The sequence below is a fragment of the Bacillus vallismortis genome, from assembly GCF_040784915.1.
Taxonomy (GTDB): Bacteria; Bacillota; Bacilli; order Bacillales; family Bacillaceae; genus Bacillus; species Bacillus subtilis_G.
In genome coordinates this window covers 1,821,477-1,840,314 of sequence record NZ_CP160797.1, presented here as the reverse complement: position 1 = coordinate 1,840,314, position 18,838 = coordinate 1,821,477, and the positions used below count along the sequence as shown (strand labels likewise).

Genomic DNA, 18,838 nt, shown 5'->3' with positions numbered 1-18,838 from the left:
TTATTTTTTCACCTTTTCCGCCAGCTCTAGCAATTCTTCGAAAATCTGGTCATCGATTTGTGATTGAAATTGATTTTGTAAAGTGTTTTTCTTTTTTGCTGCTAAAATGCACTCTTTATCCAGCGTTAAATAAGCACCCCGCCCGTTCTTCTTTCCGGTCGGGTCTACTGAGATTTCGCCTTCTTTCGAACGTACAACTCGGATCAATTCTTTTTTAGGCTTCATTTCACCAGTCACTACACATTTGCGTAACGGGATCTTCTTGTGTTTATTCACCTAAGGCCACCTCTTATTCATCCGTTTCAGCAGTTTCAGGCTCCGTAAAAAGCGGCTCATCGTCGTCTGCTTCAAGTTCTCTCGGATAGATTCCAAGTTCTCTTGCGTCCGTTTCGCTCTTAATATCAATCTTCCAGCCTGTCAGTTTAGCAGCTAAGCGTGCGTTTTGTCCTCTTTTGCCAATCGCCAGAGACAGCTGGTAATCAGGGACAATAACAGTTGTCGCTTTTTCTTCCTCATTAACGATGACTTCCAGCACTTTCGAAGGACTGAGTGCATTTGCGACAAATTCTACAGGATCACTGGACCAGTTGACAATGTCAATTTTTTCACCTTTTAATTCATTGACGATCGCCTGAACACGCTGGCCTTTAGGGCCTACGCATGAGCCGACAGGATCCACGTCAGGGTCGTCTGTGCGGACCGAAATTTTTGAACGGTCTCCGGCTTCTCTGGCTACAGATTTCAGCTCGACAGTTCCATCATAAATTTCAGGCACTTCGATTTCAAACAAACGCTTTAACAGGTCTGGGTGTGTTCTTGACACATAAATCTGCGGGCCCTTCGTCGTTTTTTCTACTTTTGTGATAAATACCTTAATGCGGTCATGAGGCTTGTAGCTTTCATTTGGCATTTGCTCATTAACCGGCAGCAAGGCTTCTATTTTGCCTAAAGACACGTAGATAAACTTATTGTCCAGACGCTGGACGATACCTGTCATGATGTCTTCTTCACGGTCGATAAATTCAGAATAAATCACACCGCGCTCAGCTTCGCGCACACGCTGTGTGACGACCTGCTTCGCTGTTTGAGCAGCTATGCGCCCAAAATCCTTAGGCGTTACTTCGATTTCGACAACATCGCCGACCATATATTCCGGATGGATGCCCTGCGCCTCTTCAATAGAGATCTCCAGTCTTTGGTCGTATACTTCGTCAACGACATCTTTTCTTGCAAATACACGGATGGAGCCTGTTTCACGGTTTAAATCCACTCGTACATTTTGCGCTTGATTAAAATTCCGCTTATAAGCAGAAATTAACGCAGCTTCGATTGCTTCAATGATAATTTCTTTACTGATGCCTTTTTCTTTTTCAAGAATCGTGAGAGCATCTAATAATTCACTGCTCATTTAACGGTCTCCCCCCTTAAAGCATTTGTATTCATTACAACGTAACAGCTAATCGTGCATTAGCTATCTTTTCATACGGAATATTGATCCGTTTCTTTCTTGTTTTGATCGTGATCTCAACTGTCACTGTTTGTCCATCAAATTCAGCCAGTTCACCTTCAAACACTTTTACGCCATCAATAGGCTCATACGTCTTAATGTACACATTTTTCCCAAGTGATTTTTCAAAATCGGCTTTTTTCTTTAGCGGACGCTCAGCTCCTGGAGATGAGACTTCAAGAAAGTAATTTTGGCTGATTGGGTCTGCCTCATCAAGCTTTTCGCTTAAAGCTTCGCTTACTTTGGCACATTCCTCAATATCCACACCGTCATCGGAATCAATAAACACGCGAAGGAACCAGCTTTGACCCTCTTTGACAAATTCAATGTCAACGAGTTCCAGCTGAAGGCTGTCTACGATTGGCTGAGCCATCTCTTGAACGGTGTCAGTCACTTTTTTGCTCATGTTCTTCCTCCTTGTGCTGTCGATCTCATGTTCGTCTCGTCACTCTGCATAAAAACCCTGCTTCAAAAGAGCAGGGGCTTAAAAGTAAACGATGAACATGTCGAGACAAAATTCTCCTGTTCAATACAAAAGAGCGGGTTTCCCCACTCTTTGCCTCGGTAATCGTTAGCATTTCCAATAAAACTATACCATAACCATATTTTTATTGCAAATGGATATACACTTACCTTCACCTAAGCAAATGACAGAGACTCTAATGTTACAATGTCACTTTTTGCGCTTATGTATGCATAGAAGCAGAATTTCCTGAGAAATTCTGCTTCTATATTAAAACAATGACAATTGGTTTTGATCAGGCAGTGATTCCAGGCAGCCATGGCGATCTAAATACTCTAAAATCGTTTTTGACACTTTCCCTCTCTTTTGCAAATCTTCTTTAGAGAGGAATTCGCCTTCTTCACGAGCCTTTACAATATTCAGAGCAGCGTTCGTTCCTAATCCAGGAATGGAGTTAAACGGCGGGATAAGGCTGTTGCCGTCTATAATAAACTCTGCAGCGCTGGAGCGATATAAATCGACTTTTTGGAATGTATAGCCTCTCTCACACATTTCAAGCGCTAATTCTAACACAGTGAGAAGGTTTTTTTCCTTCGGTGAAGCATCAAGCCCTTTAGCGTTAATATCCTCCATTACGGCTTTGATTGCTGTAGAACCCTTGATCATTGTATCGATATCAAAGTCGTCTGCACGAACGGTAAAATAAGCCGCATAATACAAAAGCGCGTGATGCACTTTAAAGTAAGCGATGCGGACCGCCATTAATACATAAGCCGCGGCGTGGGCTTTCGGGAACATGTATTTAATCTTTTTACAAGAATCAATATACCAGTCCGGGACATTGTTATTTTTCATTTCTTCTTCCCATTCAGGCGTTAATCCTTTTCCTTTACGTACAAATTCCATGATTTTAAAGGCAAGGGATGGCTCAAGGCCTTGATAGATTAAATAAACCATAATGTCATCACGGCAGCCGATAACCTCACTCAGCTCACAAATATTATTGTGGATGAGCTCTTGTGCATTGCCGAGCCATACATCAGTTCCGTGAGATAAGCCTGAAATCTGAACGAGCTCGGAAAAAGTTGTCGGCTTTGTATCTTCAAGCATCTGCCGCACAAATCGGGTTCCGAATTCAGGAATTCCCAGAGTACCCGTTTTACAGCCGATCTGTTCTTCTGTAACACCGAGTGATTCGGTTCCCTGGAAGATTTTCATCACTTCAGGATCATCTGTTGGAATGGTTTTCGGATCAATTCCGCTTAAGTCTTGAAGCATCCGAATAACGGTCGGGTCATCGTGTCCGAGAATATCGAGTTTTAACAGGTTGTCATGGATGGAGTGGAAATCAAAATGAGTGGTTTTCCACTCTGAACCTGTGGCGTCCGCCGGAAACTGAATTGGTGAAAAATCATAAATGTCCATATAATCCGGGACAACGATAATACCCCCAGGGTGCTGTCCGGTCGTACGTTTAACACCTGTACATCCCTGTACGAGCCGATCTATTTCGGCCCCGCGCATGTGGAGATTGTGGTCCCCGGCATAGCCTTTTACATATCCGTAAGCTGTTTTTTCTGCAACTGTTCCTATCGTTCCCGCACGATATACATTGTCTTCTCCGAACAATACTTTTGTGTAATTGTGTGCGTGCGGCTGATATTCCCCTGAAAAGTTCAAATCGATATCAGGTACTTTGTCCCCTTTAAATCCTAAGAATGTTTCAAACGGAATATCATGGCCGTCTTTTTTCAAAGGCGTTCCGCAATGAGGGCATATCTTGTCAGGCAGGTCAAAACCGGAACCGACAGACCCGTCATTAAAGAACTCAGAATGTTGGCACTCAGAGCATACATAATGCGGCGGCAGCGGGTTGACCTCAGTGATCTCAGTAAGCGTCGCAACTAATGAGGAGCCTACGGAACCACGGGAACCTACGAGATATCCGTCATCTAGTGAACGTTTTACAAGTTTGTGAGAGATCAAATAAATAACAGCGAAGCCATGGCCAATGATACTTTTTAATTCTTTTTCAATCCGCGCTTCCACAATTTCAGGCAACTCTTCGCCGTAAATGCTTCTTGCACGCTGATAGCTCATTTCTCTGATCTCTTCATCAGCGCCTTCGATTTTCGGTGTATACAAATCATCTTTAATTGGCTTGATGTCATCGATTAAAGAAGCAACCTTTTGGGTATTGGTGACAACGATTTCCTTCGCTTTTTCTTCGCCTAAGAAAGAAAATGCTTCAAGCATTTCGTCTGTCGTTCTGAAATGCACTTTCGGCAGTTCATGTCTGTTCAGCGGATTTGCCCCGCCTTGAGAGGATACTAAAATCTTTCTGTAGATTTTATCCTCGTCATTCAAGTAATGTACATTTCCCGTAGCAACAACCGGTTTATTTAGCTTTTCACCCAGTTTCGTGATATTCGCAATAATTTCTTTAAGCGATTTTTCATCGCGGACCAGTTCAAGTTCTAGCAAGTGACGGTACACTTCAGGCGGCTGAACTTCGAGATAATCATAGAATGACGCGACATCTTCCACCTCTTCAGGCGATTTTTGCATCATTCCTTCAAAAACCTCTCCCCTGTCACAGGCTGAACCGATCAGAAGCCCTTCCCTATATTTCTCAAGCTGAGATCTCGGGATACGAGGCACTCTGTAAAAATAATGGATATGAGAGAGTGACACAAGCTTAAATAAATTTTTAAGACCCGTGCTGTTCACAGCAAGTAATGTTGCGTGATAAGGTCTCGATCTTTGATAAGCGTTGGACTGACCCATATTTTCATTTAACTCATCATGGTACTGAATGCCTTTTTCAGCCGCGTCCTTCAGCATTTTCAGGAGCAAATAAGCCGTCGCCTCAGTATCGTAGATCGCACGGTGATGCTGTGTCAGTTCGATATCAAACTTTTTACAAAGTGTGTTCAAACGGTGGTTCTTAAATTCCGGATAGAGAAAACGGCCAAGCTCAAGCGTATCAATGACTGGGTTTTTAGCTTTTTCGACTTCAAGAAGCCTTTTATAAGCTACGTTTAAGAATCCCATATCAAAACTTGCATTGTGAGCGACAAGGATATCATCGCCGATCCATTCTCTGAAATCTCTTATTACATCTACGACATCAGGAGCGTCGCGAAGCATATCATCGGTGATGCCGGTCAGCTCTATGATTGTGGCTGAAAGCGGACGATGCGGGTTCGCAAACGCCTCAAATTTATCAATAATTTCTCCGCCTTTTACTTTTACTGCAGCCAGCTCAATAATGGTATCGTATACAGCAGACAGTCCTGTTGTCTCGACGTCAAAAACAACATATGTTTCTTCCTCAAGCAGCCGATGTGCAGCGTTATAAGCAATTGGCACGCCATCATCAACAAGATTCGCTTCCATCCCGTAAATCATTTTAATTCCATGCTTTTTTGCGGCAGAATACGCATCAGGGAAGGATTGAACGACAGCATGGTCAGTCAAAGCGATGGCCTCATGCCCCCATTTTTTTGCCTGTTCGACAAGCTTTCCGACACCCGTAACAGCATCCATTTGGCTCATTGGGGAATGCAAATGCAATTCCACTCTTTTTTCTCCTTCAGATGCAGAATCTTCACGGGTTTTTGCTTTCATTTCGTTTACGTCATTTGCGATCATGACGAGATCTCTGACAAAAGTGTCATTTTGAATGCTGCCGCGTGCTTTTACCCACATTCCTTTTTTCAGAGACTTCATCAGTGCCGCATCTTCTTTTTCACGTGCAAACATTTTGATTAAAATACTATTTGTGTAGTCTGTAATTTTGAAGATACACAGCGTACGCCCGCTTTTCAGCTCTCGTGTCTCCACATCAAACACGTAACCCTGGACCGTTATTCTCCGTTCTTCGTCCATGATGCTGTCAAGTGTCCGGATTTCTTCGTTATCTTTAATTTGATAACCGATGACAAGAGGCCCAGATGGTATTTGATCTTCATCACTTTCTTGATCTTTCTTCTCCATTTCAATCAGTGCCTGCATGGCCCGCTCTTGGTCTTCCGCAAGCTTTTGCTCCCGAAACTTTTGAACTTCTTGCTCGGATACAAAGATTTCGGCATCAAGCTGAAGATCCGGGAAACCAAATTGACGGTATCCGGCTTGAATCATAGAACTATATTTGTTCTTAAGAGCAACCGCTTCCGTGTCCGTTTTTGTTTTGACAATCAGTTTATTGCCTTTCAATTTCGGTTTTTGCTGGTTTAAAAGACTGATAATCGGCGGTGAAATGCCTTGCAGTTCCTCAATACAGCGTGACCAGTAATCTTGTACTAGACTTTCGCTGACCTCGGCATCTTGCACTTCGATTGAAGATGTCACTTTTGCTATGTGGGCAAACGATTGCGTCAGCCTCGTTGTTAATGTGTCATATATTTGAAAAGGCAGCAAAGATTTAAATTGAAAATGAAAATGCCAAGACTTAGACGCTTTGTGTATCGCCAACTTTTTAATCTCACCATCTTCAAAGTATGTCATGAAGGTATCATCTGTCATATTAATCTGCTGCAGAAGAATTTGAAACTGCCTTCTGTTTACTGATAACTGTTCCATTAAGACAGTACCCCTCCCTAAAAACTTCATAAGTGAAGGTACCTCAGGCAAATGAGGTACCTTCTATTATTTCTATTTTAACATGTTTTTTAATAAATCGTTATGGTGATTACTGCTTGCTGATAAAAGCAGATAGTTCGTCTGCTGAAATTTCAGTTGATTCACCCGTTTTACGGATTTTCACTTCGACAATTCCTTCGTCCGCACGTTTTCCGACAGTAATGCGGATTGGAAGGCCGATGAGATCTGAATCAGCGAATTTTACACCGGCGCGCTCAGCACGATCATCATAGAGCACTCCATAGCCTTCCGCTTTTAAATCGGCATACAGCTTTTCAGCAAGCTCTCTTTGCCCATCGTTTTTCACGTTCAAAGCAAGAATATGAAGATCGTACGGCGCAACGCTTTTTGGCCATATCAATCCTTTATCGTCGTGGTGCTGTTCAGCAATAGCAGAAAGCGTTCTTGACACACCGATTCCGTAACAGCCCATCAGCATTGGCTGCGCGCGACCGTTTTCATCTAAGTATGTCGCATTCATCGCCTCTGAATAGCGTGTTCCAAGCTTAAAGACTTGTCCGACTTCGATTCCTTCTGCAAAACGGATTGTACCTTTGCCGTCTGGTGAAGGATCACCCTCTTTAATAAAACGAAGATCAGCAAATTCTTTAATTTGCGCGTCACGGTTTACGTTGACATTTTTATAGTGATGATCTCCTTCATTTGCACCGGCAACAGCATTGACCATTGCTTTAACAGCATGATCGGCATATACTTCAACATCTTGTTTGACACCGACAGGGCCGACAAAACCCGGTTCTGTTCCAAGCTGCTGAATAACCTCTTCTTGTGAGGCAAGCTCCACAACTTCTGCATGAAGCAAGTTTTTCACTTTAATCTCGTTAACTTCATGGTCCCCTCTTACAAGCACTAAGACGAAACGGTCATCTGCTTTAAACAGCACTGACTTCATGCAGGCTTCAGCGGAAACCTGTAAATACGCAGTCAGTTCTTCGATTGTTTTCACGTTAGGCGTGTGGACTTTCTCTAAAGCTTGAGGCTCTTCATCAGAAGGGACTTCTTGATAAAGAACTTCAGCCATTTCGATATTAGCCGCATACTGTGATTCATCAGAATATGCAATCGTATCCTCTCCGATTGCAGAAAGTGCCATAAACTCGTGCGTATCCTTTCCCCCCATTGCGCCTGAATCGGCGATGACAGGTCTTACATTAATGCCGCAACGGGCAAAAATATTAGAATAAGCCTCGTACATTTTTTGATACGTATTATCCAAGCTCTCTTCAGATGCATGGAAAGAATACGCATCCTTCATAATAAATTCGCGTCCTCTTAACAAACCGAAGCGGGGACGTTTTTCATCTCTGAACTTAGACTGAATTTGATACAGAGTCAGAGGGAGACGCTTATAAGATTTAACCTCATCGCGAACAAGTGAAGTGATAACTTCTTCATGCGTTGCCCCTAAAGCAAATTCACGGCCATGACGGTCTTTTAGTCTCATCAGTTCAGGACCATACGTATACCATCTGCCTGATTCCTGCCATGTCTCAGCCTGCTGCAATGCGGGCATAAGCATTTCCACGGCATCTATTTTCTCCATTTCTTCACGAACAATCTGCTGAATGTTTTGAATCACTTTATACGCAAGAGGCATATAGCTGTATACCCCGCTCGTATTCTGTCTGATAAACCCTGCTCTCAGAAGAAGCTGATGGCTTTTTGCTTCGGCATCAGCTGGAACTTCACGGAGCGTAGGAATAAGCGTCAAGCTTTGTCTCATTTCTTCGCACCTCTGATTGATTTACTTTTCGTTTACAAGAACAGCCGCTGGATATCGTTCCATGTGACAACCAGCATAAGAAGCATTAAGAAAGCTACTCCGATAAACACAACAAATGCTTCTTTTTCCCTGTTAATCGGTTTGCCCCGAATCGCTTCAATAAATAGAAATAACAACCTTCCTCCGTCAAGCGCCGGAATCGGAAGCAGGTTGACAATCCCAAGGTTAATGCTTAAAAACGCAGCAAACTGGAATAAGTTCACTAACCCTGTTTTCGCCACCTGGTCTGTCATGTCATATATGCCGACAGGACCTGACAACATATCAAGTTTAAATTGGCCTGTTACTAATTTGCTTAAGTTGGTTAAAATGGCTTTAGTGACATCAACTGTTGAAGTCGCGCCGTAAGCAACTGCTGAGAGAACGCCTTTTTCAGTCGGCGCATAGGAACCGAAACGCCCGATTGTTTTTTTGTTCTCATCTTTAACAGCTTCCGGAGTCACTGAAATATGAAGCGTTTTGTTATCTCTTTTTACTGCAACGTCCATTTCTTTTTCCGGATTTTCTTTTACAGCAGAGACAATGTCCGTCCAAGACCTCATTTTCTCTCCGTTAATGCTTTGAATATAGTCCCCTTCTTTTAGCCCCGCTTCGGCCGCCCGTCCATTGTCAGTCAGCTGCCCGAGCACAGGCTCATTTGACGGCACGCCTTGAATCAGCCCAAGCATCACTAAAATGACGTAAGCTAAAATAAAGTTCATAATCGGCCCTGCAGCAATCGCTTTAATTCGCTGCCACACAGGTTTGGAACCAAATTGGCGATTATACGGCGCAATCTGCACTTCTTCTCCGTCTACAATGAAAAAGGATGTTTCACTGACAGCAAAGCTGGAAAGTTCATCTTCTTTCCCCTGTTCATAGCCGGTGATCTTCATGTCATGCTCTAAATCCGCAGTTTCTACTTCAATGACTAAAGCATCCGGGTATTTTTCCTTTTGATTGATGATGACTTTCTCAACTTGATCGTCTTTATTAAACAGAAGCCCGACCGTGTAACCGGGTTTTACCTCAATCATTTCCGGATCTTCGCCGGCCATACGGACAAATCCGCCGACCGGAAGCAGCCTGATGGTATAAACTGTTTCATTTTTTTTGAAAGAAAAAATCTTCGGACCGAATCCGATCGCAAATTCACGGCAGAGAATTCCCGCTCTTTGGGCTAGCAATAAATGACCCAGTTCATGGAAGAAAACGAGCGTTCCGAAAATAATAATAAACGCTATAACTGTATTCACGAACATACCACCTTATGTGAGTATTGAATTGACGTATCCCCGGGTATCTTTGTCCACTTCTTGAATGTCCGCCAGGTTCGGTTTGTTCATTACCTGATGGCGGGATAGTGCCTTTTCGATACAGTCTTCAATAGCCAAAAACGGTATCTTACCGGCTAAAAAGGCAGCGACAGCTACTTCATTTGCTGCATTTAGCACTGTCGGCATTGTTCCTCCCATTTTACCTGATTCAAACGCAAATTGTAAGCATCGGAACCTGTCAAAATCAGCTTTCTCAAAATGAAGGCAGCCGATTTCCCATAATTCAAGCCTTTTGGCATCTGGTAATGGCAACCGGTCAGGATAGGTTAGGGCATATTGAATTGGAACCCTCATATCAGGAGTTCCAAGCTGTGCGATCACACTTTTGTCATGAAACTCAACCATTGAATGGATGATGCTCTCCTTATGTAAAACCACATCAATTTGTTCATATGGGATATCGAAAAGCCAATGTGCCTCAATCACCTCTAATCCCTTATTCATCATTGTAGCCGAATCGATCGTAATTTTTGCACCCATTGACCAATTCGGATGTTTTAATGCGTCCTCAACTGTTACTGATTCGAGCTCCTCCCGCGTCTTGTCCCGAAAGCTTCCGCCGGAGGCTGTAATGATGAGGCGTTCAATATTTTTTGCCTGTTCGCCTTGGAGTGCTTGAAATATTGCCGAATGCTCACTGTCAACAGGCAGCAGCGGAACATCGTATTTCTTAGCATGTTCTTTAACTATATGCCCGGCAGTGACAAGAGTTTCCTTATTTGCAAGCGCAATTGTTTTTTTCTGTTCAATTGCCTTTAACGTCGGGATAAGACCGACGCTTCCGAGCAAGGCATTGACAACAACATCGACTTCCTCCATAACTGCCGCTTCAATCAGGCCTTCTTCTCCAAGCCCGATTTGGCAATCAAATGAAAAAGAAACTTGTTTTAATTTATGATATGTATCCAGATCACCGACAGAGACAAACTTCGGCTGAAAAGCCTCTATCATCGGAACAGCCTTATCAATATTTCTGCCAAACGACATAGATACCAGCTGAAATTGATCTTGATGCGTACGCAATACGTCAAGCGTCTGTTCGCCGATCGATCCTGTTGCTCCTAAAAGACAAATATTTTTCAAAGTGCCACGACTCCTATTCTTTTTGCTGCATAATCATTCTCATATTCATATTAGACTTTTTTATGAAAAAAGAGCAAGCAGAAAGTACAAGAAAGGCATGACAAACAAGAAACTGTCAAAACGGTCCAAGATACCGCCATGACCCGGGAGAATATTCCCAGAATCCTTAACATCGTAATGTCTTTTCAAGGCGGATTCCACTAAATCTCCAAGTTGTCCGAAAATGGATAAAAACAGTGTGATCAACAGCAGATAGATATACGGGATCGGAAGATGTACAACAAGTTGAAAAATCGTCGCAAGTACAAGTGCGATGACAATTCCGCCTGCGAATCCTTCCACTGTTTTATTCGGACTGATTTCAGGCCACAGTTTTCGCTTACCGAGCGCTTTCCCGACAAAATATGCACCGGAATCAGTAGACCAAATCACAACACACGCGTAAAAAATGTATGTTAACCCAAATTGGTCAAGATTTCTGATTTCTATAAAATAATGAAAACACATTCCAATGTAAATTGCTGCAAGCGTAATAAACCCGACTTCATCAAAAGTAAAGGTGTTTTTCACCAACACTGTGTAAGTCAGCAAAAGCAGTACCGCGAACAAAGCGATTTCCACTTTTGAAATACCATCCGCCTCTAAAAACGAATACTGGCTTGGCAATAAGAACATCCACAATAATAAAAGACCGATCAAACCTGGCAGTGAAACCATTCTCAGCTTTTTCATCCGTAATAGTTCAAAAAGCGCTACACTGCCCATAGCATAAACTAATATGGTGAACGGCAATTTCCCGACAATAACCAAAAATAAAAATACAATTGCTGCCAGAACACCTGTCAAAATTCTTTGTTTCATGTCCACCATCCTCTAAATTCCGCCAAACCTCCGGCCCCTCCGCTGATACTCTCCTAACGCCTCTAAGAAGTGATCTTCTTTAAAGTCAGGCCACAGGACGTCAGTAAAGACAAATTCGCTGTAGGCAACCTGCCATAGCATAAAATTACTCAGTCTGATCTCACCGCTCGTTCGAATTAAAAGTTCAGGATCCTGCAAAGATTCAGTCATTAAATAATTAGAAAAAAGTGATTCATCAATGTCTTCAATATTCAAAGACCCTTCCTTCACTTTTTCCGCGAGTGATTTTGCAGCAGTGACAATTTCAGTACGGCCTCCATAATTGAGAGCAAAATTAAGGATCATTCCGTCGTTTTGCGCCGTATCCTGTACAGCCTTTTCAATTGCACGTAAGGTGTGCGCCGGCAGAGCCGTTTCATCTCCTATGATCCGAACCCGTACATTTTCCTCAATAAGCTCTGGAAGATACGTATTTAAAAATTCTTCCGGAAGCTTCATTAAAAAATCGACTTCCATTTTCGGCCTCTTCCAGTTCTCTGTTGAAAATGCATACAATGTCAGTACTTTGACACCTAGTTCGTTCGCAAGCTTCGTTGTCCTTTTTACCACCTTCATCCCCTCATGGTGGCCTGCAATTCGGGGAAGAGAGCGCTTTTTAGCCCAACGGCCATTTCCATCCATGATAATGGCGATGTGTTCGGGAATTTCTCCCTTAAGTATGTCTTCTTTTGTATAACGTTCTAAGTTGGAAGCCGCAGTTTGCTGATTCTTCCAATTTTTGAGTATGTTGAGCATGAGATTCCTCCGTCACCCAAAAAGGTTGCATTCCCTGCTGATAATCAACAGTATTAACAAAAAAACCCCCTGTAAACATGAGAGGGTCTTTTCACTATTATCTATTGTACATAGTTTTTCATTAAACTTCCATGATTTCTTTTTCTTTGTCTTTTGTGACACCGTCAATTTTTGACACATATTCATCTGTCAGTTTTTGAACGTCTTCAGTGGAAGCACGCAGTTCATCCTCAGTAATGTCTCCGTTTTTCTCAAGCTTTTTGAGATCATCGTTCGCATCGCGGCGTACATTTCGGACAGCTACTTTCGCTTCTTCAGCATATTTTTTTACAACTTTGACTAATTCTTTCCGTCTTTCCTCTGTCAGCGCAGGAATTGCAATTCGGATCATATTCCCGTCACTTGTCGGCGTTACGCCTAAGTCAGCCTTTAAAATCGCTTTTTCGATATCACCAATAGCTGTTTTGTCATAAGGCGTTACCACAAGCATACGAGCTTCAGGCACGTTAATAGAAGACAGCTGATTTAAAGGTGTCTGTGCTCCGTAATATTCAACCGTTACTTTATCTAATAAAGATGGATTGGCACGGCCTGCACGTACAGTAGCCAATTCGCGCTGATAAGCAGCAATTGCTTTTTCCATTTTTTCTTTTGTTTGAGTTAATACTTCTTTTGACACGTTATTTCCCCCTCACGATCGTTCCGATTGATTCACCGATAACGGCGCGTTTGATATTTCCTTCTTCCATAATAGAAAAGACGATAAGCGGAATGTCATTATCCATACATAAAGATGATGCTGTTGAATCCATGACTTCCAGGCCGTCTTTTAGAACGTCAAGATAAGAAAGTGATTCATACTTAACAGCTGTTTCATCTTTTCTAGGATCAGCATTATACACACCGTCAACATTATTTTTCGCCATTAAAATAACGTCTGCTTCAATTTCAGCAGCCCGCAGTGCAGCTGTCGTATCAGTTGAGAAATATGGGTTTCCTGTGCCCGCAGCGAAAATAACGACACGTTTTTTCTCTAAGTGGCGTATCGCTTTTCTTCTTATGTACGGTTCAGCAACTTGTCTCATTTCAATGGATGTTTGCACTCTGGACTGGATTCCGAGTGTTTCCAAGCTGTCTTGAAGAGCAAGCGAATTCATAACTGTCGCCAGCATTCCCATATAGTCAGCAGTCGCACGGTCCATGCCCAGGTCACTTCCTGTTTTTCCGCGCCATAAGTTGCCTCCGCCTACTACAACAGCCACTTCGACTTCAAGCTCAGCGATTTCTTTCACTTGCTTTGCAATGGATTGAATGACAGTTGGGTTAATTCCGTTTCCCTGTTCTCCTGCCAATGCTTCTCCGCTAAGCTTTAATACGATACGTTTGTATTTTGGTTTTTCCATGATAACCTCCAAGTGTAAACATTGCCGTTTTCTATTATGCAAGAGAAAAAAAGGTTTGTAAATATAGTTTTAAAAATAGGGAACACAAAGTGTGTCCCCTATACTGCCTGAAAAGACGCGACTTCGCCGCGAAGTCTTTTCGCCATTATTTTTTCACTTGGTTCATTACTTCTTCAGCAAAGTTTTCTTGACGTTTTTCGATGCCTTCTCCAACTTCATAGCGGACAAAAGTTTGAACAGTTGCGTTTTTCGCTGCAACAACTTGTTTCACTTTTTCATCTGGGTTTTTAACGAACGCTTGGTCTAAAAGACAAATTTCTTCGAAGAATTTGTTCAGACGGCCTTCAACCATTTTCGCTACGATGTTTTCAGGTTTGCCTTCTTGAAGGGCTTGCTGAGTTAAGATTTGACGCTCATGATTTTTTTCTTCTTCAGATACTTGATCACGAGAAATATAACGAGGGTTCACTGCAGCAACGTGCATTGCGATATCTTTCGCAGTTTCTTCGTCAGTAGTACCGTTGAGAACAGTTAATACGCCGATGCGACCGCCCATGTGAAGGTAAGCACCGAATGCAGAGCTGTCGTCTTTTGTAAGAACTGTAAAGCGGCGAAGAGTGATTTTCTCACCGATTTTAGCAACTGCGCTTGTGATGTACTCTTCAACAGTAGCGCCATTTTCCATTTTTTGACCCATTGCTTCTTCAACATCTGCTGGAGCATTTGTAAGAAGGTGGTCAGCTAAAGTGTTAAGAAGCTCTTTGAAGCCTTCGTTTTTCGCAACGAAGTCAGTTTCAGAGTTGACTTCAAGGATAACACCTTTGTTGCCGTCAGTTTTAATAATAGTAGAACCTTCAGCTGCGATACGGTCAGCTTTTTTAGCTGCTTTCGCAATTCCTTTTTCTCTTAAAAGGTCAATTGCTTTATCCATATCTCCGTCAGTTTCAGTTAACGCTTTTTTACAGTCCATCATGCCCGCGCCAGTTTTTTCACGCAGTTCTTTTACTTGCTGTGCAGTAATTGCCATTTGTATTCCTCCTTATATGTTTAAACAAGAGTATGTATATCACACATTTTTCTTGAAAAAAGGTGATAAAAGGCAGTCCCTCTTATCACCTTTTAAATAGGTTACGCAGTTGTTGTTTCTGTTTCTGGTGCAGTTTCTTCAGCAACTTCCGCTTCTTCTTCGCCTTGCTTCGCTTCTAGGATTGCATCTGCCATTTTAGAAGTTAGAAGTTTAACAGCACGGATAGCGTCATCGTTCGCTGGGATTACAACATCGATTTCATCTGGATCACAGTTAGTATCTACGATACCGATGATAGGGATGTTTAATTTGCGAGCTTCCGCAACAGCGATGCGCTCTTTGCGAGGATCGATGATGAATAATGCATCAGGAAGACCCTTCATATCTTTAATTCCGCCTAGGAATTTTTCAAGACGCTCTAATTCTTTTTTCAATTGAACGACTTCTTTTTTAGGAAGTACTTCAAACGTACCGTTTTCTTGCATTTTTTCAATGTCTTTAAGACGTTTAATACGTTTTTGGATTGTTTCAAAGTTTGTTAATGTACCGCCCAACCAGCGTTGGTTGACATAGTACATGCCAGAGCGCTGAGCTTCTTCTTTAACAGAATCTTGAGCTTGTTTTTTTGTTCCGACGAAAAGGATTTTCCCGCCTTCAGCAGCAAGATTTTTAGTGAAGTTGTAAGCTTCCTCTACTTTTTTGACTGTTTTTTGAAGGTCAATGATGTAGATTCCGTTACGCTCCGTGAAAATGTAACGCTTCATTTTTGGGTTCCAACGGCGTGTTTGGTGACCGAAGTGAACACCAGCTTCAAGCAATTGCTTCATAGAAATGACTGACATGTTATTTCCTCCTAATATAATGGTTTTTTTCCTCCGCTTAGGTCATTTTTGTGCAGAACTGCCGCCTGCAGCACCCTCTGCATAAATCGTTAAGCGTGTGTATTTAACACCAAGACATAATATAACACAGCTTTATCCGACAATCAAGAATCCTTTACACCTTTGGAGCGAAATTTTAAAAATAGCTCGATTTCTGTCTTTCCGCTCTTCAGTTTCTGAGCTATTTGACTGGCTGAATACCCCTGTTCATATAAATCTATGACCTGGTCTTCAAAAGATTGGACATCGCTGTTTACGCTCTCTTCCTGACGCTCAACCTCAGTAATCAGGCCTTCAATATGTTCAGGAAGATTCTCTTCTTCTTGAACTTCATCCCGCTCTGCATAATTTTCAGAGCGCTGAAGGTCTGACTTTTGGGTTTCTTTTTCGGCTTGGCTTGAAGGTGAATCGGTATTTTCTATCAGTTTCTCATTTTCTTCTTTTAATTCAAGAAGAAATGCCGCTAAAGTGTTTTCCGTCTCTTCAAGTATCTTTTTTTGCTGTTTTTCTGTTTCTTTCACAGCCGCGAGCCTCGTATACAGGATAATGACAGCGTACAGAAGAACGCCGTGGAGCGCAAAGCTTAAAAGCCATAATAGTGTTGACATGTTTTTCACTCGCTAACCATGAAATTCATTATTGAATCACTTTTTCAAGCAGATTCTTTAATTTAAATAGTGCCTTTGAATGGATCTGTGATATGCGGGACGTAGAAAGATTTAATACTTGCCCGATTTCTGTCAATGTCAACTCCTCTTTGTAGAACAAACTGACTACCAGCTGTTCTTTTTCAGAGAGTTCGTGAATTTTTTCGGCAAGCTGTGCAATCAGTTCATCCTTCATAATCTTTTCCTCAGGCGGAACATTTTTGTCATCTCTGATCATGACCTGAATGTTTTCACCATCATCTTGATCATGAAGCTTTTCATCAATTGACAGCAGATTGGCAAAAAAACCTTCATTCATTGTTGACACTACATCTTGTACCGTCATTCCGAGTTCCTCTGCAATTTCTGCGGGCGTTACGTTCCGAAGATAGCGCTGTTCAAGCTTTTCAATTGTCGCTTCAACCTTCTTTGTTTTTTCACGTGAGGTTCTGGGCAGCCAATCTTCTTTACGAAGCCCGTCTATGATTGCACCGCGAATTCTAAACGAGGCGTAGGTATCAAATTTTAAGTCCCGGCTGGGGTCAAATTTTTCAAGGGCATCATATAAACCAAGCATACCAAGGCTCATAAGATCGTCTTTATGCACTGATTTTGGCAGTCCGACAGAAATTCTGCCTACATGATATGTGACAAGCGGCATGTAACGGCGCATTAAATCGTCACCGGCTTTAGGATCTTTCCACTCTTTCCAGCGCGTCCAAAGCACCTGATCTTCATAATTCAAGGATTGCATTGTTATCCCCCTAATACCTTAATTAAATCGTTTTTTCACCTTGTTTAACAGTTCGAATATGCAGCATGCAGGACTTCGGTTCAAATTCTATCGTCCGGCCGCTTGAGCCGCCCGTATCTTCACTAATGATGGGAATTTTATATAAAGACAGCTGTTCCTTTATCGCTAATACATTTCTCGGTCCGATCTTCATCAAATCATTTGTCGATTTAAATTTAAACATTTCTGATCCGCCGGCTAACTTTGCTTTTAATGCAAATTTCCGGCACCCCGCTTCTACCAGCATATCAATTGTGGTTTTCACGGCGGTGTCAGCGTACTTAGCCCGATTGAGTTCGGCAGTTTTCGATAATGTTGAATCCGGCAGCATAACATGGACAAGCCCCGCTGTTTGCTTTTCTTTATCGTAAAGCACCAGCCCCACACATGATCCTAAACCAGAGGTCCGGATGGTATCTGGAAAGCGGGCGATCTTTACGTCAGCAATTCCAACCTTTACAACAACAGCCTCAGTTGTACTCATATTGATGCACCCAAGGCGACAAAGAGCTTTTCAAACGAATCATAGTCCGGCAGCATAAACATATGCGCTTTCAGCTCCTGCTGATGGCCTTGGTCAAAAATTGACGTGTCGACAACAATAGCGTGTTCTCCAACCTGACTGAGCTCCATCAGCCCTTCGCTGATCACAGCGCCGAACATGTCCAATGAAACTTCAGGAACGCTTGGATAAAGCTGGAGTTTCGTCAAATCCGCCAAGGCTGTTAAATATGACCCTGCTAAAATATTGCCCAGTTCATGCAAAGCGGATGAGCTCATATGATCTTCACCTAAGTCCTCTATATCAAATTCGGGGTTTCCAATCAGCTCTCTGATAAACTGCTCCGCCTGATAAAAAGGCATTATAAAGAACATTGAACCCGTTAAGTCGCCTTCCATTCTTAAAAAGATGCTGGCAACCGGGATATCGGCGCCGCCGAAAAAATCGACAAGATCATCGAAAGACAGCAGCTTTGCAAACGGGACTTCCATATCTATCTTTCTATTTAACAGCAGGGCCATTGCAGAGGCGGAGTGGCCGGCGCCAATATTGCCGACTTCCCGCAAAATGTCCATCTGCTCTTCTTTGATTCCATTAAAAATACTCATGTCATAACCCCTTTAAGATTAAGCTTGATCGGGCACAGCGGACTGAGATGATTCTTTATCCAAAACCGCGTTCGCATCAATAATATTTAAAAGTCTGTTCTCTTGTTTCACAATCTGTTCGATCGATACATCTGTATCTTTCTGGACGCTTTCTGGAGCAGATTCTATTTCATTTTCGTGTACGGTAATCACATCATTCGCTTCATCCACAATCCAGCCGACTTCAATATCACGATAAGCAATAATGATAATTCGTGTTTCATCGGTAATTTCATACTCTGGCAAATTCAGGCGCTTTCTTAAATCAATAACCGGAGTCACCACCCCGCGCAAATTGATTACCCCGCAAATATATGGTTCGACGCCAGGCACTCTCGTCGGCTTTTGCCATTTTTCAATTGATTTCACCTGAGTGACGGAAATGGCATATTCTTTGCCATTTACCACAAAGACAATCATTTTTTCGCCTGTTTTAATTTCTGCAGTCATGTGAGACACCTCCTC

The 18,838-nt window shown here is 42.4% G+C and carries 18 protein-coding genes; all 18 read right to left on the bottom strand.

What is annotated here, in order from left to right:
- Entirely contained in the window at window positions 1–276 is a 276-nt protein-coding gene (gene rulR, locus ABZM97_RS09105; RefSeq protein ID WP_010334283.1) for a glucose-induced regulator RulR, read from the bottom strand.
- A gap of 13 nt (window positions 277–289) precedes the next feature.
- Window positions 290–1,408 carry a transcription termination factor NusA gene (gene nusA, locus ABZM97_RS09100; RefSeq protein ID WP_367387399.1) on the bottom strand — a complete coding sequence of 373 codons (1,119 nt, stop codon included), beginning with the start codon at window positions 1,406–1,408 and terminating at the stop codon, window positions 290–292.
- A 34-nt stretch (window positions 1,409–1,442) separates the two neighbouring features.
- On the bottom strand, window positions 1,443–1,913 hold the full coding sequence (rimP, locus tag ABZM97_RS09095; RefSeq protein ID WP_367387398.1) for a ribosome maturation factor RimP: 471 nt from the start codon (window positions 1,911–1,913) through the stop codon (window positions 1,443–1,445).
- 327 nt (window positions 1,914–2,240) lie between these two features.
- Window positions 2,241–6,554: a PolC-type DNA polymerase III gene (locus tag ABZM97_RS09090; protein WP_253269098.1), complete on the bottom strand. Its 4,314-nt coding sequence runs from the start codon at window positions 6,552–6,554 to the stop codon at window positions 2,241–2,243.
- Between the two features lie 109 nt (window positions 6,555–6,663).
- On the bottom strand, window positions 6,664–8,358 hold the full coding sequence (proS, locus tag ABZM97_RS09085; protein WP_087991630.1) for a proline--tRNA ligase: 1,695 nt from the start codon (window positions 8,356–8,358) through the stop codon (window positions 6,664–6,666).
- Window positions 8,359–8,390: 32 nt separating this feature from the next.
- Window positions 8,391–9,659: an RIP metalloprotease RseP gene (rseP, locus tag ABZM97_RS09080; protein ID WP_087991629.1), complete on the bottom strand. Its 1,269-nt coding sequence runs from the start codon at window positions 9,657–9,659 to the stop codon at window positions 8,391–8,393.
- Between the two features lie 6 nt (window positions 9,660–9,665).
- Complete coding sequence (gene dxr / locus ABZM97_RS09075; protein ID WP_087991628.1) at window positions 9,666–10,817, bottom strand: 1-deoxy-D-xylulose-5-phosphate reductoisomerase; 1,152 nt, start codon at window positions 10,815–10,817, stop codon at window positions 9,666–9,668.
- Between the two features lie 60 nt (window positions 10,818–10,877).
- Window positions 10,878–11,687, bottom strand: coding sequence for a phosphatidate cytidylyltransferase (gene cdsA / locus ABZM97_RS09070; protein ID WP_087991627.1), 810 nt, complete (start codon window positions 11,685–11,687; stop codon window positions 10,878–10,880).
- 3 nt (window positions 11,688–11,690) lie between these two features.
- Window positions 11,691–12,473: an isoprenyl transferase gene (locus tag ABZM97_RS09065; protein ID WP_087991626.1), complete on the bottom strand. Its 783-nt coding sequence runs from the start codon at window positions 12,471–12,473 to the stop codon at window positions 11,691–11,693.
- A 121-nt stretch (window positions 12,474–12,594) separates the two neighbouring features.
- On the bottom strand, window positions 12,595–13,152 hold the full coding sequence (gene frr / locus ABZM97_RS09060) for a ribosome recycling factor (RefSeq protein ID WP_087991625.1): 558 nt from the start codon (window positions 13,150–13,152) through the stop codon (window positions 12,595–12,597).
- A gap of 1 nt (window position 13,153) precedes the next feature.
- Window positions 13,154–13,876: a UMP kinase gene (pyrH, locus tag ABZM97_RS09055; protein ID WP_039073977.1), complete on the bottom strand. Its 723-nt coding sequence runs from the start codon at window positions 13,874–13,876 to the stop codon at window positions 13,154–13,156.
- 145 nt (window positions 13,877–14,021) lie between these two features.
- On the bottom strand, window positions 14,022–14,903 hold the full coding sequence (gene tsf / locus ABZM97_RS09050; RefSeq protein ID WP_087991624.1) for a translation elongation factor Ts: 882 nt from the start codon (window positions 14,901–14,903) through the stop codon (window positions 14,022–14,024).
- A gap of 101 nt (window positions 14,904–15,004) precedes the next feature.
- Window positions 15,005–15,745 carry a 30S ribosomal protein S2 gene (gene rpsB, locus ABZM97_RS09045; protein ID WP_087991623.1) on the bottom strand — a complete coding sequence of 247 codons (741 nt, stop codon included), beginning with the start codon at window positions 15,743–15,745 and terminating at the stop codon, window positions 15,005–15,007.
- Window positions 15,746–15,888: 143 nt separating this feature from the next.
- Window positions 15,889–16,392 (bottom strand): Swarming motility protein SwrB, encoded by a 504-nt coding sequence (locus ABZM97_RS09040; RefSeq protein WP_087991622.1) that lies wholly within the window; start codon window positions 16,390–16,392, stop codon window positions 15,889–15,891.
- Window positions 16,393–16,420: 28 nt separating this feature from the next.
- The gene (gene sigD / locus ABZM97_RS09035) at window positions 16,421–17,185 is read right to left on the bottom strand and encodes an RNA polymerase sigma-28 factor SigD (RefSeq protein ID WP_010331078.1); all 765 of its coding nucleotides are present in this window, start codon (window positions 17,183–17,185) and stop codon (window positions 16,421–16,423) included.
- A 22-nt stretch (window positions 17,186–17,207) separates the two neighbouring features.
- Window positions 17,208–17,708 (bottom strand): chemoreceptor glutamine deamidase CheD, encoded by a 501-nt coding sequence (gene cheD, locus ABZM97_RS09030; RefSeq protein WP_087991621.1) that lies wholly within the window; start codon window positions 17,706–17,708, stop codon window positions 17,208–17,210.
- Window positions 17,705–18,334, bottom strand: coding sequence for a CheY-P phosphatase CheC (gene cheC / locus ABZM97_RS09025; RefSeq protein WP_087991620.1), 630 nt, complete (start codon window positions 18,332–18,334; stop codon window positions 17,705–17,707). The genes cheD and cheC overlap by 4 nt, the downstream gene beginning before the upstream one ends.
- 18 nt (window positions 18,335–18,352) lie before the next feature.
- Window positions 18,353–18,823: a chemotaxis protein CheW gene (gene cheW, locus ABZM97_RS09020; RefSeq protein ID WP_087991619.1), complete on the bottom strand. Its 471-nt coding sequence runs from the start codon at window positions 18,821–18,823 to the stop codon at window positions 18,353–18,355.
- Between the last annotated feature and the right edge of the window lie 15 nt (window positions 18,824–18,838).

Coding starts and splice junctions, on each gene's coding strand:
- cheW (WP_087991619.1), bottom strand. CDS start 18,823: ATGACTGCAGAAATTAAAACAGGCGAAAAAATGATTGTCTTTGTGGTA.
- proS (WP_087991630.1), bottom strand. CDS start 8,358: ATGAGACAAAGCTTGACGCTTATTCCTACGCTCCGTGAAGTTCCAGCT.
- ABZM97_RS09040 (WP_087991622.1), bottom strand. CDS start 16,392: ATGTCAACACTATTATGGCTTTTAAGCTTTGCGCTCCACGGCGTTCTT.
- rpsB (WP_087991623.1), bottom strand. CDS start 15,745: ATGTCAGTCATTTCTATGAAGCAATTGCTTGAAGCTGGTGTTCACTTC.
- ABZM97_RS09090 (WP_253269098.1), bottom strand. CDS start 6,554: ATGGAACAGTTATCAGTAAACAGAAGGCAGTTTCAAATTCTTCTGCAG.
- cdsA (WP_087991627.1), bottom strand. CDS start 11,687: ATGGTGGACATGAAACAAAGAATTTTGACAGGTGTTCTGGCAGCAATT.
- nusA (WP_367387399.1), bottom strand. CDS start 1,408: ATGAGCAGTGAATTATTAGATGCTCTCACGATTCTTGAAAAAGAAAAA.
- rimP (WP_367387398.1), bottom strand. CDS start 1,913: ATGAGCAAAAAAGTGACTGACACCGTTCAAGAGATGGCTCAGCCAATC.
- ABZM97_RS09065 (WP_087991626.1), bottom strand. CDS start 12,473: ATGCTCAACATACTCAAAAATTGGAAGAATCAGCAAACTGCGGCTTCC.
- sigD (WP_010331078.1), bottom strand. CDS start 17,185: ATGCAATCCTTGAATTATGAAGATCAGGTGCTTTGGACGCGCTGGAAA.
- pyrH (WP_039073977.1), bottom strand. CDS start 13,876: ATGGAAAAACCAAAATACAAACGTATCGTATTAAAGCTTAGCGGAGAA.
- tsf (WP_087991624.1), bottom strand. CDS start 14,903: ATGGCAATTACTGCACAGCAAGTAAAAGAACTGCGTGAAAAAACTGGC.
- cheC (WP_087991620.1), bottom strand. CDS start 18,334: ATGAGTATTTTTAATGGAATCAAAGAAGAGCAGATGGACATTTTGCGG.
- rseP (WP_087991629.1), bottom strand. CDS start 9,659: ATGTTCGTGAATACAGTTATAGCGTTTATTATTATTTTCGGAACGCTC.
- cheD (WP_087991621.1), bottom strand. CDS start 17,708: ATGAGTACAACTGAGGCTGTTGTTGTAAAGGTTGGAATTGCTGACGTA.